Below are 14,426 nucleotides of genomic sequence, written 5' to 3' on the forward strand. Positions count from 1 at the left end.
CCACAGCCCGACGGATATCCACTGGTGTTGTGACGTCGGGTCGGCGACTACCGCTGGAGGATCGTGCGCTCGGCGACCGTCCACGCGGTGGTCGTCAGGACGTACAGCCCGGCCGCCAGCGGAACGAAGGCCGCCGTCAGCAGCGTGCCGAAGGGCAGCAGTTGCGCGAGCCGCCGCGACACCGTAGGCGCCGCCGGATCGAGCTGCCGCAGCTGCAGCCTGACCGAGAACCAGGCGACGACAGCCAGTAGCACCGCGATCACGAGGTACGCCGGGGTGGCGGTGACGATCGGCCAGTGCACACCGAGCGGCGCGCCGAGCAGGCTTCCGCTGATCAACTGGTTCGACTCCCCCGCCACCATCGTCCGCGAGAACAGCGTGTACATCAGCCAGAAGAACGGCAGCTGCGCGAGCGTCGGCAGGAACCCGGCGAACAACGACGTGCCGGACTCCGTCTGCAGCTTCGCGACCTCACGCTGCAGGCGCTCCGGATTGCCACGATGCCGCTCGGTCAACTCCTTCAGCTGCGGCATCAACTCCGCGCGGGCGCGCAACCCGCGATGAGCCCGAACGCTCAGCGGAAGCAGTGACAGCCGGACGACGAGCGTGCACAGCACGATCGCGATGACCGCGGCGTACGCACCGGCGACCGGTTGCAGAGCGGTGACGAGGGACGTGAGCAAGTGATAGGCACCGGCGACCGGTGCCTCCAGGAAAGAAGGCACAGCAGAACTCCACGAGTGAGAAGGGATCGGGCAGCAGGAAGCGCGCTGCGCGCCGGGGCCGTGAGGCGCTCACGGCCGGGCGTCGGCGTGCCGACGCCCGTGGGGCGCGGCGGTGCGCGGAACTACTGCCCGGGGGCTCGTGGTCGGGGTCTGCCGGCTGCGTCGGGATCCCGGAGGGAGAGATAAGCGGTGCGACGGGCGTTGGCGCGGGTCGCGCTGACGCGCGCCGGCAGCGGCGAGGCGAGCGGACGCCGCGCCGCGGAGCGTGCGACGACGACCAGCGCCAACAGCAGAGCCGCCGCCGTGAGCACGGCGGCGGCCAGTGAAGCCGTGTCGAAGACAGGGATCACCGACGCGACAGCGCCGGCGATCCACTGCGTCATGACATCAGTCCAGGTAGTCCCGGAGGACCTGCGAGCGCGACGGGTGCCGCAGCTTCGACATGGTCTTGGACTCGATCTGGCGGATCCGCTCGCGGGTCACGCCGTACACCTTGCCGATCTCGTCGAGCGTCTTCGGCTGGCCGTCGGTCAGGCCGAAGCGCATCGAGACCACGCCGGCCTCCCGCTCGGACAGCGTGTCCAGGACCGCGTGCAGCTGCTCCTGCAGCAACGTGAAGGAGACCGCCTCGGCCGGCACGATCGCCTCGGAATCCTCGATCAGGTCACCGAACTCGGAGTCGCCGTCCTCACCGAGCGGCGTGTGCAGCGAGATCGGCTCGCGACCGTACTTCTGCACCTCGATGACCTTCTCCGGGGTCATGTCGAGCTCCTTGGCGAGCTCTTCCGGAGTGGGTTCGCGACCGAGGTCCTGCAGCATCTGCCGCTGGACGCGGGCCAGCTTGTTGATGACCTCGACCATGTGCACCGGGATCCGGATGGTGCGGGCCTGGTCGGCCATCGCGCGGGTGATCGCCTGCCGGATCCACCAGGTGGCGTACGTCGAGAACTTGTAACCCTTGGTGTAGTCGAACTTCTCGACCGCGCGGATCAGACCGAGGTTGCCCTCCTGGATCAGGTCCAGGAACAGCATGCCGCGGCCGGTGTAGCGCTTGGCCAACGACACCACCAGGCGCAGGTTGGCCTCGAGCAGGTGGTTCTTGGCGCGCCGGCCGTCCTCGGAGATCCACTCGTACTCGTCGCGGACCTTCTCCTTGAGCTTGGCGGCCTCGTCGGCGATCTGCTCCTCCGCGAACAGGCCGGCCTCGATCCGCTTGGCGAGCTCGACCTCCTGCTCGGCGTTCAGCAGCGGGACCTTGCCGATCTGCTTCAGGTAGTCCTTGACCGGGTCCGCGGTGGCACCGGCGACCATCACCTGCTGCTCGGGCTCGTCGGTCTCGTCGGCCTCGGAGACGATGAAGCCCTGGTCCTCGGTGAGCTCCTTCTCCAGCCCCTGGACCTCGCCCGGCTTGAAGTCGGCCTCGTCCACCTCGTCGAGCGCGCGCGGCTTCCCGGTCTTCGGGTCGATCGACAGACCCGCCTCGGACACTGCCTTCTTCGCCGGAGCCTTCTTGGCAGCGGCCTTCTTCGCGGGGATACCGTCCTCCTTGGTGCTTGCGGCCTTCACCGCCGCCTTCTTCGCGGCCGCCTTCTTGGCAGCGGGCTCGGTCACTCGGGCGCTGGTCCTCGGAGCCGTGCTACGGGCCGTGGCGGCCACGGCCCGGGCCGGCTCGGCGGGAAGATTCTCGGACGAGCTGGACGACACGAATTACCTCTCGTCTGACGCAGGGTTTGTACGACGGTACGACGTTGTGTTGCTGAGTCTTTGGGTACTGCTCTTCGCGGCTGCTCGCTGGTCAGGCGGCGGCAACAGTCCATTGTAATCCGCGAACCAAGCCCAGCCGTCGCACGACCCCCCAGAGAGCCCCATTTCAGCCCGTCGTCCCGGCGCGTGACTCACCCGTTCCGTGTCTGCCGCAGCGGCCTGGCCACCACCGGGCGCCGGACCAGCTGCTGCTCCTGCTTGAACTGCCGCACCTTCACCAGGGACGCGACGTCGATGACATCCGCGACGGACTTGTAGGCGCCGTCCTCACCGTACGGCTCGGAGGCCTCCCGCCAGCCGCGCGGCCGGACCTTCAGCTGCTTGCCGAGCAGTGCGACGAAGATCTTCGCCTTCTGCGCGCCGAACCCGGGCAGCGCCGACAGCCGGGCGAGCAGGTCGTCGCCGGACTTCACGTCGCACCACAGGCCGGAGGCGTTGCCGCCGTAGTGATCGTCCAGGTGCTTGGCCAGGGTCTGGATCCGGGCGGCCATCGCGGTCGGGAAGCGGTGCACGGCCGGCGGGCCGGCCACCACCTCGACGAACGCGTCCGGGTCGTAGTGCGCGACCGTGGCCGGGTCGAAGGGACCGATCATGCGCTTCGCGATCGCGACCGGGCCGGCGAACGCCCGCTCCATCGGGATCTGCTGGTCGAGCAGCATGCCCACCAGCAAGGCGAACGGGTCTCTGCTCAGCATCTCGTCGGCGTCGGGCTGCTGGGCCAGGCACAACTTCCTGCTGCGTGTCGAAGTCACCTCAGTCCTCCCCTTCCTCGGCCTTGACGGCCAGCACCGGACACGGAGCATCGAGCAGCACCCGCTGCGCGTTGCTGCCGAGGATGAGCTTGCCGACCGGGGACCGGCGCCGCAGGCCGATCACGATGAACTCCGCGTGCACCTGCTCGGCGACGGCCACCAGGTCCTCCGCCGGGTCCAGGCCACGCACCAGCTGCCGCACCTCGTACGGCACACCGGTCGAGTCGAGCTGCTCCCGTACTTCCGTCAACGCGGCGTCACTCGCCGCAGCCTCGTCGCTGTCGAAGCTGCGCCCACCTCGGTGCGAGTTCACCACCACCAGCTTGGCGTCCCGCAGCGTCGCCTCCTCCGCTGCGCGCCGAAGGGCCGCACGGCCTTCCGCCTTCGGCACATAACCCACGACGATGGTCGTCATCGCCCTGCCTCACCTCCGGGTGTGTGTCGACCCGTCTCGAACGATACTGCTCCCGACCTCGGTCGGCATCCGCTGCATTTGCACCTGTTGTGTCGCACCGGTGACGGAGGGCTGCCGGTGCCCGTGTACTACCCGCGACTGGCCGACCTAACCTTCCGGTGGCCACACCTTTGCAGGGCTGTCACCGAATGCGCCACCCCTGTAGTCCGGGTCGTTATCGAACTCGTCCGGGAAACCGTCGATCCCGTTGCCCAGGGCAAGATCGGACCGGCCGTCCGGCGGTTCCGTCCGGAGGACCGGGGTTCCAGCGGCGACTGTCCTACGTTGTCGTGCGGGCGGGGAAACACACGAACCGGTTCAGTCCACCGGCCACTCGTGCACCGGCGTGTTGTCGTGCATGTGGTCGCGGTACCGGCCGAGCATCCCGCGCAGGGCGTCCCGCCGGCCGTGCGACCCCTTTGTATACAAGCGGTGGAACTCCTCGGCCTGCCACGACGCGCCGTTGCGTCCGGTCAGGCACCGCTGCTCGATGATCCCGAGCAGCCGGTCGCGCACCGCGACGTCCACGCCCCAGGCGTCCAGACCGCGAACCGCCAACGGCAGCAGGCGTCTGAGCACCAGCTCGGTCGCGCGCGCCGTCCCGACGCCCGGCCAGAAGACCTCGGCCTCGATCCCGTTGCGGGCCGCGGCGTGGAAGTTCTCCTCGGCCGCGCTGAACGACATCTGCGACCAGATCGGCCGCTCGTCGTCGGCGAGCGCGCGGACCAGGCCGAAGTAGAAGGCGCCGTTGGCAATCGTGTCGACCACGGTCGGGCCGGCCGGCAGGACACGATTCTCCACGCGCAGATGCGGCTTCTCCCGGACAACGTCGTACACCGGGCGGTTCCAGCGATAGATCGTCCCGTTGTGCAGCCGCAATTCCGAAAGGGCCGGCGTGTCACCGCGGTCCAGTACCGCGATCGGATCCTCGTCCGAGGTGACCGGCAGCAGCGCCGGGTAGTAGCGCGAGTTCTCCTCGAAGAGGTCGAAGATCGAGGTGATCCATCGTTCACCGAACCACACGCGCGGCCGGACGCCCTGCGTCTTCAGCTCGTGGGTGCGGGTGTCGGCGGCCTGCTCGAACAGCGCGATCCGGGTCTCGCGGAGCAGCTCCTTGCCGAACAGGAACGGCGAGTTCGCGCCGACCGCGAGCTGGACGCCGGAGATCGCCTGCGCCGCGTTCCAGTACCGCGGGAACGCTTCCGGCGTCACCTGCAGATGGAACTGCGTCGACGTACAGGCGGCCTCCGGGACGATGGTGTCGGCGGTGACCTGCAGCCGTTCGACGCCGTCGATCGAGATCTGCACGTCCTCGCCGCGGGCGGCGAAGATCTGGTCGTTCAGCAAGGCGTACCGCGGGTTGGTGCTGAGCGCCTCGCGGTGGATGTGCTCGGTCAGCAGCGTCGGCAGGATCCCGACGATCACCATCGACGACCCGGTCCGGGCCGCCTTGTCCTCGGCCGCGTTCAGGCTGTCGCGGATGTTCGACTCCATGGTGTCCAGCCCGAGTCCGTCGATCTGGCCGGGCGGCACGTTGATCTCGACGTTGAACTGGCCGAGCTCGGTCTGGAACGCGTCGTCCTCGATCGCGCTCAGCACCTCGGCGTTCTTCATCGCCGGGTCGTACCGCTCGTCGACCAGGTTCAGCTCGATCTCGATCCCGGTCATCGGCCGCTCGGGCGCGAACCGGTTCTCGCGCAGCATCCGCGCGAAGGCATCCAGATTGCGATGGACCTGCTCGCGGAACGCGGTCCGGTCCGCCCGGGTGAACTCGACCCGGTCGACTTCCTCGCCCATCAGCGCCTCCCCTGGTGGCTCCTTTGCTCAGTGTGCCCGAAGGTGCCCCTCCGCGTACGGTTCAATCGCGTCGCGGTTCAGACCGGATACACGACGAAGTCGTCGCGCACGATCCGCGCCGGGACGTCGCCTGCCGCGTCCAGCACCTGCAGCAGCTCTGTGAGTACGTCGGGCCGCAGCTGCAGCTCGTGCTCGCCCGGGTGGCGGTCCGCGCCCATCGCGTAGTCCCGGCCGGGCTGCCCGGTCATCTCGATATGTGCCCCCAGTACCCATTCCACCGGATTGCCGTCAGCAACGAACGCGGCCAGCCGCCGGATACTCGCCCGGTAGGCTGCCCAGTCCTTCACGTACAGCCGCCCGGGATAGAGCGAGTCCCCGGTGAGGAGCAGCCGGGTGGTCCGGTCGTACAGCGCGATGTCCGCGCCCTGGTGTCCGGGGATCGGGACGACGTCGACGATCCGGTCGCCGAGGTCGATGGTCGCGCGGCCCTCCGGCCAGTCGAGCCCGAAGTAGTGCGCGACCTCCTCGGCGGATCGCCCGACGACGGTGTCGAACTCGCCGTCGCCGCCGACGTGATCCCCGTGGCCGTGCGTGTGGGCTACGACGAGGTCGTGTCCGGGGCCCAGGCGGTCCGCCAGCAGGTCGTCGAGCAGCGGGCGCAGTGGCGCGTGGCCGGTGCCGGTGTCGAGGAGGAGGGCTCGCTCGGTGCCGAGCAGTAGGTACAGGAACGGGCCCTCGAAGTTGGTCCGGAGCGACTGGCGGATGATCGCCGTGCGGTCGTCGTACCAATGGACCTGGTGGTCGGGCGCGGCCGGGTCGGTGCCGTCGGCCCAGTGGTCGGGGAAGCTCATCCGGCAATTGTCGGTGGCGGCAGGGACACTGGACAGGTGCGAGACGATCCGTCGGTGCTGCACGTGGACCTGGACGCGTTCTTCGCGGCGGTCGAGCAGCGGGACAAGCCGTCACTGCGGGGCAAGCCCGTGGTGGTCGGCGGCATCGGCGTGCGCGGCGTCGTGTCGACCGCGTCGTACGAGGCGCGCAAGTACGGCGTCCGCTCGGCGATGTCGACCGCCGAGGCGCGCTCCCGGTGCCCGCACGCGGCGTACCTGAGCCCCCGCTTCGAGGTCTACCGGAGATCCAGCCAGGCGGTGATGGCCGAGATGCGGTCATTGTCGCCGCTGGTCGAGCCGCTGTCGCTCGACGAGGCGTTCATCGACCTCGCGGCCAGCGGTCTGACCGGGCTCACGGTCGACGACGTGGAGGCGATCGCCAACGACCTCAAGGCGGCGATCCGCAAGGTGTCCGGGGGCCTCACCGCCTCGGTCGGCGCCGGCACCTCGAAGCTGATCGCGAAGATCGCCAGCGACCTCGACAAGCCCGACGGCGTGGTCGTCGTCCCGGCCGGCACCGAGGCCGAGTTCCTCGCGCCGATGCAGGTCACGGTGATCCCCGGCGTCGGCCCGGCGACCGCGCAACGGCTCAGCATGGTCGGCGTCCGCACCGTCGCGGACCTGCAGCAGCTCGACGAGGACGAGCTGATCCGCCAGGTCGGATCGGCGCACGGCACCAGCTTGCACCGGCTCGCGGTCGCGGCCGACGACCGTCCTGTCGTCAGCGACCGGGAGACCAAGTCGGTCAGCGTCGAGGACACGTTCGAGACCGACATCATCGACCGCGCGCTGCTGACCGCGATCAGCGACCGGATGGCGCACCGGGTCGCCGAGCGGCTGCAGAAGGCGCAGCTGTCCGGCCGGACCGTGACCGTCAAGACGCGGATGCACGACTTCACCACGCATACCCGCTCCTCCACGCTGGCCGGGCCGACCGACGACGCGCGGGTGATCGCGCGGGTCGCCCGCCGACTGCTCGAGGAGAGCGACATCGGCGGCGGCATCCGGCTGCTCGGCGTCGGCGTCTCGTCCCTGGCCGACTGGATCCAGGACGACCTCTTCACCGAGGACGAGCACGCCGAGAACCCCGTCGACGTGATCGACCTGCCGGCCCGGCCGCGCGACCAGCTCGGCTTCCATCCCGGCCAGGACGTCGCGCACCCGGACTACGGCCACGGCTGGGTCTGGGGCTCGGGCCGCGGCCGCGTCACGGTCCGCTTCGAGACCGCGGACACACCTCCGGGCCCGGTCCGCACGTTCTCCGTCGACGATCCGGCACTGACAAAAGTGCGGCACACCGGCACCGATGCGGACGACGAACCCCCGACTGACCACAATGTCTCGGGTGAATGAGGAGCGGCGGGGGGTCTACCCGTTCTGTGCGCCGTGTACGGCGACGTCCGAGGCATCGGAAGCGTGGCGAGCTGCCGAGACGGCCGGGCCGATGGGGAGCAGGTTCTACGGGCACCGCAGCGTGTGCGAGAGCTGCGGGTCGTCGGTGCGGACGCTGTACAGCACCGTGCTGTGGTTCCCGGTCGCCAGGGTCGGCCGGTTCCGGATCATCCCGACCGGCGGTCGCACGTACGTCGGGCGCAAGGTGGTCGACCGGCCAGTGCACAGCGTCGTACGGCGGGTGGCGGTGTCGGCGATCGCGGATCATCCGGAGCTCGAGCGCGCGCCGGACTACCGGCAGGCCGAGGCGCTGTGGGACGAGCATGAGCCTGGGCGGGCGCTGCCGTACTACCAGTCGGCGCTGACCGAGCGGGAGAACGTACTCGCCGCGGACGACCCGGCGACGCTGCGGGTCCGGCTGCGCGTCGCCCAAGGGCTGCTCGCGACCGCGAACTACGGGCGCGCGATCGCGTGGTTCGAGCTCGTGACACCGCAGCTGATCGAGGTGTTCGGGCCGCACCACGAGCTGACCCGGGCGGCGACCGAGGCGGTGACGGGCGCGCGGTTGATGGTCGGCGGGCCGCGGTCGGAGGCCCAGTTGCTCGCGGACATCGTCGCGGCCGACAGCCTCGGCCCCGACGACGCGCAGCTGCTCCGGGACCGGGCCGCGCTGGGGAAGGCGTTGCTCGCGTGCGGCGACATCGCGGAGGCGGTCGAGGAACTGACCGCGGTGGTCCGCGACGCCGTCGCCGGGCATCCCGACACGGCGGTCTATCGGGCCGCGCTGAAGTCGGCGTGCGAGGTCGCCGAGGCGCGCGGCAAGCGGCGCGATGTCCAGCTCGCCGCGACCGCACGCCGGTTGCTCATCGGCGCAGACGTACCGACAAGCACGTGACGCAGCCCTCGAGTTTCTCGAACTCGCTGATGTCGACGACCACCGGCCGATAACCCAGCCCATCGAACAGCTCCGCCGACTTCGGCGCCGACGCGGCCATCAGCACCTGGTCGCCGCCCAGCAGTACGACGTGCGCGCCTGCCTCCTCGGGCACCGCTAAGAACGCGTCGAACGCCTCCGGATCATCGACGAGTGGCTCGTAGCCGATGACCGTGCCGTCGGGCAGCGCGGTCACGGCGGACTTCAGGTGCAGCACCTTCCGCACCGGGACCGCGCGGACGTCGGCGCCGAGCGGCGCGAACGCGGCCCGCAGTTGCTCGATACCTGCCGCGTTGGTCCGGCCGCCCTGCCCGACGTAGATCGTCGCGCCGATCTTCAGCACGTCGCCGCCGTCGAGGGTGCCGGGCTCGGTGATCCGCACGATGCGGTACCCCTGGCCCGCGACGGTCTCCGCGGCCGCGGCCGCTTCCGCGCGTCGTTCGTCCGCGCCGGCCCGGGCGATCACCGCGACGTCGCCGTACACGACCATCGTGTCCTCGACGAACACGCCGTCCGGGCAACTGTCGATCGCCGGCACCTCGACCGTTCGCCAGCCGGCGCCGTGCAGCGCGTCGACGTACCGCTGCCACTGCCGGACCGCCAGCCCGACGTCGACGGGCGTCCGCTCGATGTGCGTCACCAGCCCCTCGGCCAGTCGCGGGCTCGGACGGCGGATCAGGGCTGTCGGCAGGGCTGTCCACTGAGTTGTCGGCTGGGCCGGCGGCATGTCCGCAGGGTAACCGGGTACCTGCAGGCATTCCGAGAAAGGAGACGACGGATGCCGAAGATCCTTCCGGCGACGGGTGGCGACGTGGTCGAGATCATCCTCGCGGACCATCGGTGGTTCGAGGAGGCGCTGCGCGAGCTGCGGGACGTCCGCAGTGATCGGGCGGCCGTCCTCGCCGACCTGGCCACGGTGCTGATCGCCCACGCCGAGGCGGAGGAGTCGAAGGTCTATCCCGGGCTGCGGCACCGGGACGCGATCGACACCGAGGAGGTCGAGCACTCCGAGCACGAACACGCCGAGGGCAACGAGGCGCTGCTCGCGCTGATGGAGGTCGCCGACACCGCGAGCGAGGAGTTCAGCGAGAAGCTGCACGAACTGTCCGAGGCCCTCACACACCACCTCGACGAGGAGGAACGCGACGTCCTCAACCCGGCGCGGACCGATGTCGAGGAGGACGTACGGCGCAAGCTCGGCGACGCGTTCGCCGAGGAGCGGTCCCGGCTGATCGACGCCGGCTGCGGCGACCTCGCGAACGTCCGGAAGGTCGTGGCGGCCGAACAGCGCAACTAGGGTGGTGGCCGTGCGCGAACTCACCGCCAGGGCCGAACTGACGATGCCGTCCGCCGTGGCCTTCGAGATCTTCACCGACGAGTTCGGCCGGTGGTGGCCGCCGGAGTTCTCCTGGTCGGGCGCCGAGTTGCTGACCGACATAGGCATTCTCGACGGTGTGCTGTACGAGCTCGGTCCGCACGGCATGCAGTGGGACTGGGGCCGGGTTCTCGCCTGGGAGCCCGGCCGCCGGTTGGTGTTCAGCTGGCAGATCGGGCCGGACCGGGTCCCGGTCCCCCGTGCCGAGGACGCGAGCGAGGTGGAGGTCACCTTCGACGGGTCGGCCGTTCACGTCGTGCATCGCGGCTGGGAGCGGCACGGAGACGCCGGCGAGGAGTACCGGAAGAACTTCGCGGAGGTCTGGCCCTACGCGCTCGGCCGGTTCGCCGACTACGCACGGCTCAGGACGTCAGCGTGAGCCCTTCCTCGGCAGCGATCACTTCCCCGTCGAAGACCCGCTTCGCCTCCGCCACGGACACCGACCGATCGGATCCGGGCCAGAAGTGTGTCAGCACCAACCGCGCCGCTCCCCGTGCCCCCTCGGCTGCCTCGGTCGCGGTCATCACGTAACGGGGCCGGGTCTGCGGCGAAGGCCCCTGCAACGTGGCGTCCGAGACGAACAGATCCGTGCCCTCGGCCAGCTTCCGCAACTCGGGCGACGGCCCACTGTCCCCCGTGTACGCGACCGATACACCTGGAGCGCTCAACCGCACCCCGAGGTTCGTCTTGTAGTGCGGCAACTCCACCGTCCGCACGGCGAACGGCCCGATCCGCGTCGTCGACGCCAGGTCGTGGACCGCGAACACGTCCGCCGGATCCGGATGCGGCTCGAGAGCCCGCAGTACGTCGAGAACGCCCGGGGCGCAGTGCAGCGCAACAGGTGGTTCGCCAGGCGCCTCGTAGTACCTGACCCTGGCCAGGCCGCTCACATCGACACAGTGGTCCGGGTGCTGGTGCGTCACCACCACCGCGTCGACCGCGCCCTTCGGACAGTGCTCGAGCAGTCGCGGCAAGGCGGCGTACCCGAGATCGAGAACGACCCGGAAACCGTCGTACTCCAGCAGGAACCCCGCGCACGCCCGGCCCGCCTCGGGCCAGGCGCCGCAGGAGCCGAGGACCGTCAGCGACCTCACGCGAACGGCCGGTCGGTCGGCACGATCGTCTTGCCGAGCGGGACCAGCGAGACCGGGATCAGCTTGAAGTTCGCGACGCCGAGCGGGATGCCGACGACGGTCAGGCACAACGCGATACCGGTGGTCAGGTGACCGAGCGCCAGCCACCAGCCGGCGACCAGGATCCAGATCAGGTTGCCGATCAGCGCGCCCGCGCCGGCGCTGCGCTTGTCGACGATGGTCCGCCCGAACGGCCACAGCGTGTACGCCGCGATCCGGAACGACGCGATACCGAACGGGATCGTGATGATCAGCACGCAACAGATGATCCCGGCGATCGCGTACCCGACCGCCAGCCAGAACCCGGCCAGCACCAGCCAGATCACGTTGAGGAGCGTCTTCATGTCTCCCAGCGTGCCACCTCGCCGGTGTGTTCCCGCACGAGCTCGGCGACAAGTCCGGGATCGTTCCGGGGCATCCAGTGGCCACCCCTGATCACTTTGACCCTGAGGTTCGGGGCCCAGCGTGCCACCTCGGTCTGCAGCGGGGCGGTGACGAACGGGTCGGCGTCCGGTGACACGGCCAGCACCGGTACGTCGGTATGCCGCCGCGCCGGGCGGAGCAGCCGCGGGAGGACGTTCGCGCGGTACAGCTTCATGCCGTTCACATAATCGCCGATGGAGCGGTTGTCGTCGGGGTGCTGTTTCTCGAGGCGGTTGAACGCGCGGTGCGCCCAGCCTCTGCGCCAGCCGCGCTCCGGGAGCCACGGGAGGTGGAAGTAGAAGATGTACCAGGAGTGGATCAGCTGTTTGAGTGCGGCGCGGTTTCGCCGGCGCATGAAGTACCCGGCGTGGTCGAGTGATGGCCCTGAGATCGAGGTGAAGGACGTGATGCGGTCCTGCAGGTCCGGGGCTGTGACGAAGTGCCAGGACTGGATCGAGCCCCAGTCGTGGGCCAGGACGTGCACCGCGCGGTCGGGCGACACCTGGTCGACGACTACCTGGAAGTCCTCCTGCAGCCGGTCCAGGGCGTACGCGGACGTGCGGCTCGGCTGGTCGGATTCGCCGGCGCCACGCACGTCGTACGTGATCACCTGGAAGTCGTCGGCGAGCAACTCGGCGACCGGCCCCCACAGCGCGGCGTTGTCCGGGTAGCCGTGGACGCAGATCAGGACCGGCGCTCCGGGGTTGCCGTAGTCGTAGATGGCCAGGCGGGTGCCGTCGTGGCTAGTAGCTGTCGACTTCGAGGGTGGCAAAGGTCATCCCCGCTTTCACCAGCCGCTCGCGCAGAGCGGGTCCCATCGCGGCGGCCGTCGTGGTCTGACCGGCCGTCTCCGGCAGATCGTCGAGCGCCAGGCACAGGGCACTCTCGCCGAGCATCTTCGCGGTCTCGTCGTACCCAGGGTCGCGTCCCGCGACCTCGGTGATCACCTGCTTACCGCCTCCCCGGCCGACGAACCGGACGTTGAACCAGGACCGCGCCCGGCGTTCGGCGCTCGGACCGTCGCCAGGCTGCAGCCGGCCGAGCAGGGCGTTGCGGATCGGCGGGATCTGCGCGCCCGCGACCAGGAGGCCGACGCCACCGATGCCGGCGGCAACAGTCGGGAGATGCTTGACCGCGGCGTAGTGCGAGTACCGGAAGTCCGGTCCGTAGCGGTCGAGCAGCCGCGCCGAATACCCGACGATCTGCGGATCGATCGTCGGCAGCGGTACCGCCCAGAAACCCTGCTGCCGGTGGATCTTCCCGGCGACGGCGCGCGCCTTCCGGCCCTCCGGCCGGGGCTCGGCCGAGCGCCGGGCACGATGCGCGTCGAGATTCTGCTTCGGCCGGGAGAACGCAGTGATCGCGGTGTGGAACGTGCCGCCGGACGGACGGCCGCCGGCCCGCAGCAGGCCGTCGACCTGGATCGGCACGTTCTGCGGCAGCTGCTCGACGGTGTACTGCACGCCGAGGTCGTACGGGATCGAGTCGAAGCCGCACGCGTGGATGATCCGGGCGCCGGTCTGCCTCGCGCGCTCGTGGTAGCGCACGTACATCCGGTCGAGGAACTCCGGCTCGCCGGTCAGGTCGAGGTACCCGGTCCCGGCCTCGGCGCAGGCCGCGACGAGCGGCTCGCCGTACTCGACGTACGGGCCGACCGTGGTGGCGACGACCTTCGCGGTCCCGGCCAGCTCGCGCAGCGACCCCGGGTCCGTGACGTCGGCGTACACGATGTCCTGACCGAACTGCTCCAGCTTGGACTTGTTGCGTCCGGCAACCGCCCAGCGCAGGCCGTCCGGCGCGTTCTTCCGCAGGTACTCCGCGGTGAGGGCTCCGGTGAACCCGCTCGCACCGAGCAGGACGACGTCGTACGCGCGGCTCACCGGCGGGCAGCCTTCTCGGCGTCGGCCAGTCCCCCGGCGCCCGTCGGACGAGACGACTCGGCGGCGCCGCGGGCCCGGACGTCGGCGAGCGCGGCCGCGTCGGCCTTCGGCACGCTGAACCGCGAGCCGGCCTCGATGACGTGCGGGATCACCCAGCGGAACACCTTCAGCGCGCCGATCCACCCCGGCACATGAACGGTCCGCGAACGCTTCTTGATGCCCTCGACGAACTTGCCGACGGCGAACTCCAGCGGGTACGTCTTGCTGACCATCGGGATCCCGGTCCGGACCTTGCCGAACACCGGGTGCGTGTCGACGCCGCGGACCATGTCGGTATCGACGAAGGTCATATGCGCGACGCCGACGCGGACACCCAGGTGCTTGAGCTCCGGCCGCAGCGTGTCGCCCATCGCCTCCACGCCGGCCTTGGAGACGTTGTACGACGCGAGGCCCGGGATGTGCACGATCGCGGCCAGGGACGAGACGAGCAGCAGGTAGCCCTTGCTCTCCAGCAGGTACGGCAGGGTCAGGTGGACGGTGCGCCAGACGCCGAGCAGGTCGACGTCCAGGACGCGCTCCCAGACCTCCGGGTCCATGCTCCGGGTGAAGCCCGGCGCGGCGATGCCGGCGTTGGCCATCACGACGTCGATCCGGCCGTAGCGCTCGGCGATCCCCTCGACCGCCGTCCGCAGCGAGTCGGTGTCGGTGACGTCGGCCTCCCACCAGCCGGCGTCCGGGCCGCAGTCCTCCGCGACCTTCTTCAGCTCGTCCGGCTCGAGGCCGACCAGCGCGAGCTTCGCGCCGTCCTCGGCCAGCTTGCGGGCGACCGCGGCGCCGATCCCCCGGGAGGCGCCGGTGATGAGCACGACTTGACCGGCCAACGGACGCATCTGGGACCTCCAGCTTG

At 70.0% G+C, this 14,426-nt stretch carries 17 protein-coding genes; 4 read left to right on the plus strand and 13 right to left on the minus strand.

Annotation, left to right across the window (positions count from 1 at the left end):
• Positions 1–47 precede the first annotated feature (47 nt).
• The 7 genes from ABZW60_RS26945 to ABZW60_RS26975 all read right to left on the minus strand — a co-directional run bounded on the left by ABZW60_RS26945 (position 48) and on the right by ABZW60_RS26975 (position 6,343).
• Positions 48–725: a YidC/Oxa1 family membrane protein insertase gene (locus tag ABZW60_RS26945; protein WP_355481316.1), complete on the minus strand. Its 678-nt coding sequence runs from the start codon at positions 723–725 to the stop codon at positions 48–50.
• Positions 726–847: 122 nt separating this feature from the next.
• Entirely contained in the window at positions 848–1,108 is a 261-nt protein-coding gene (locus ABZW60_RS26950; protein ID WP_355481318.1) for a DUF6412 domain-containing protein, read from the minus strand.
• A 4-nt stretch (positions 1,109–1,112) separates the two neighbouring features.
• Complete coding sequence (locus tag ABZW60_RS26955) at positions 1,113–2,429, minus strand: RNA polymerase sigma factor (RefSeq protein WP_355481320.1); 1,317 nt, start codon at positions 2,427–2,429, stop codon at positions 1,113–1,115.
• Between the two features lie 191 nt (positions 2,430–2,620).
• A complete protein-coding gene (locus ABZW60_RS26960) occupies positions 2,621–3,241 on the minus strand; it encodes an HhH-GPD-type base excision DNA repair protein (RefSeq protein WP_355481322.1) in 621 nt (206 codons plus the stop codon).
• Between the two features lies 1 nt (position 3,242).
• Positions 3,243–3,656, minus strand: coding sequence for a universal stress protein (locus ABZW60_RS26965; RefSeq protein ID WP_131337975.1), 414 nt, complete (start codon positions 3,654–3,656; stop codon positions 3,243–3,245).
• A 357-nt stretch (positions 3,657–4,013) separates the two neighbouring features.
• The gene (locus ABZW60_RS26970) at positions 4,014–5,492 is read right to left on the minus strand and encodes a glutamate--cysteine ligase (RefSeq protein ID WP_355481324.1); all 1,479 of its coding nucleotides are present in this window, start codon (positions 5,490–5,492) and stop codon (positions 4,014–4,016) included.
• A 77-nt stretch (positions 5,493–5,569) separates the two neighbouring features.
• Entirely contained in the window at positions 5,570–6,343 is a 774-nt protein-coding gene (locus ABZW60_RS26975) for an MBL fold metallo-hydrolase (protein WP_355481326.1), read from the minus strand.
• A gap of 36 nt (positions 6,344–6,379) precedes the next feature.
• On the opposite strand from ABZW60_RS26975, the gene ABZW60_RS26980 reads away from it, so the two are divergent.
• Positions 6,380–7,735 (plus strand): DNA polymerase IV, encoded by a 1,356-nt coding sequence (locus ABZW60_RS26980; protein ID WP_355481328.1) that lies wholly within the window; start codon positions 6,380–6,382, stop codon positions 7,733–7,735.
• Positions 7,728–8,669, plus strand: a complete 942-nt coding sequence (locus ABZW60_RS26985) for a tetratricopeptide repeat protein (RefSeq protein ID WP_355481330.1) — start codon at positions 7,728–7,730, stop codon at positions 8,667–8,669. Before ABZW60_RS26980 ends, ABZW60_RS26985 begins: the two co-directional genes overlap by 8 nt.
• Here the strand turns inward: ABZW60_RS26985 and ddaH are convergent.
• Positions 8,638–9,435, minus strand: coding sequence for a dimethylargininase (ddaH, locus tag ABZW60_RS26990; protein ID WP_355481332.1), 798 nt, complete (start codon positions 9,433–9,435; stop codon positions 8,638–8,640). The two genes, ABZW60_RS26985 and ddaH, sit on opposite strands and share 32 nt — an antisense overlap.
• Before the next feature lie 51 nt (positions 9,436–9,486).
• Here ddaH and ABZW60_RS26995 point away from each other — a divergent pair, with 51 nt between their 5' ends.
• The gene (locus ABZW60_RS26995) at positions 9,487–10,005 is read left to right on the plus strand and encodes a hemerythrin domain-containing protein (protein WP_355481334.1); all 519 of its coding nucleotides are present in this window, start codon (positions 9,487–9,489) and stop codon (positions 10,003–10,005) included.
• 10 nt (positions 10,006–10,015) lie between these two features.
• A complete protein-coding gene (locus ABZW60_RS27000) occupies positions 10,016–10,462 on the plus strand; it encodes an SRPBCC domain-containing protein (protein ID WP_355481336.1) in 447 nt (148 codons plus the stop codon).
• Here the strand turns inward: ABZW60_RS27000 and ABZW60_RS27005 are convergent.
• Genes ABZW60_RS27005 through ABZW60_RS27025 form a run of 5 tightly spaced genes read right to left on the minus strand, consistent with a single transcriptional unit; the run spans position 10,446 to position 14,409 of the window.
• Complete coding sequence (locus ABZW60_RS27005; protein ID WP_355481338.1) at positions 10,446–11,177, minus strand: MBL fold metallo-hydrolase; 732 nt, start codon at positions 11,175–11,177, stop codon at positions 10,446–10,448. The two genes, ABZW60_RS27000 and ABZW60_RS27005, sit on opposite strands and share 17 nt — an antisense overlap.
• On the minus strand, positions 11,174–11,560 hold the full coding sequence (locus ABZW60_RS27010; protein ID WP_355481340.1) for a YccF domain-containing protein: 387 nt from the start codon (positions 11,558–11,560) through the stop codon (positions 11,174–11,176). The genes ABZW60_RS27005 and ABZW60_RS27010 overlap by 4 nt, the downstream gene beginning before the upstream one ends.
• Complete coding sequence (locus ABZW60_RS27015; RefSeq protein WP_355481341.1) at positions 11,557–12,411, minus strand: alpha/beta fold hydrolase; 855 nt, start codon at positions 12,409–12,411, stop codon at positions 11,557–11,559. The genes ABZW60_RS27010 and ABZW60_RS27015 overlap by 4 nt, the downstream gene beginning before the upstream one ends.
• A complete protein-coding gene (locus ABZW60_RS27020; RefSeq protein ID WP_355481343.1) occupies positions 12,383–13,519 on the minus strand; it encodes a saccharopine dehydrogenase NADP-binding domain-containing protein in 1,137 nt (378 codons plus the stop codon). The genes ABZW60_RS27015 and ABZW60_RS27020 overlap by 29 nt, the downstream gene beginning before the upstream one ends.
• Positions 13,516–14,409 carry an SDR family oxidoreductase gene (locus ABZW60_RS27025; protein ID WP_355481345.1) on the minus strand — a complete coding sequence of 298 codons (894 nt, stop codon included), beginning with the start codon at positions 14,407–14,409 and terminating at the stop codon, positions 13,516–13,518. Before ABZW60_RS27025 ends, ABZW60_RS27020 begins: the two co-directional genes overlap by 4 nt.
• Between the last annotated feature and the right edge of the window lie 17 nt (positions 14,410–14,426).

Origin of the sequence: Kribbella sp. NPDC003557 (assembly GCF_040610805.1) — a bacterium.
Classification (GTDB): domain Bacteria; phylum Actinomycetota; class Actinomycetes; order Propionibacteriales; family Kribbellaceae; genus Kribbella.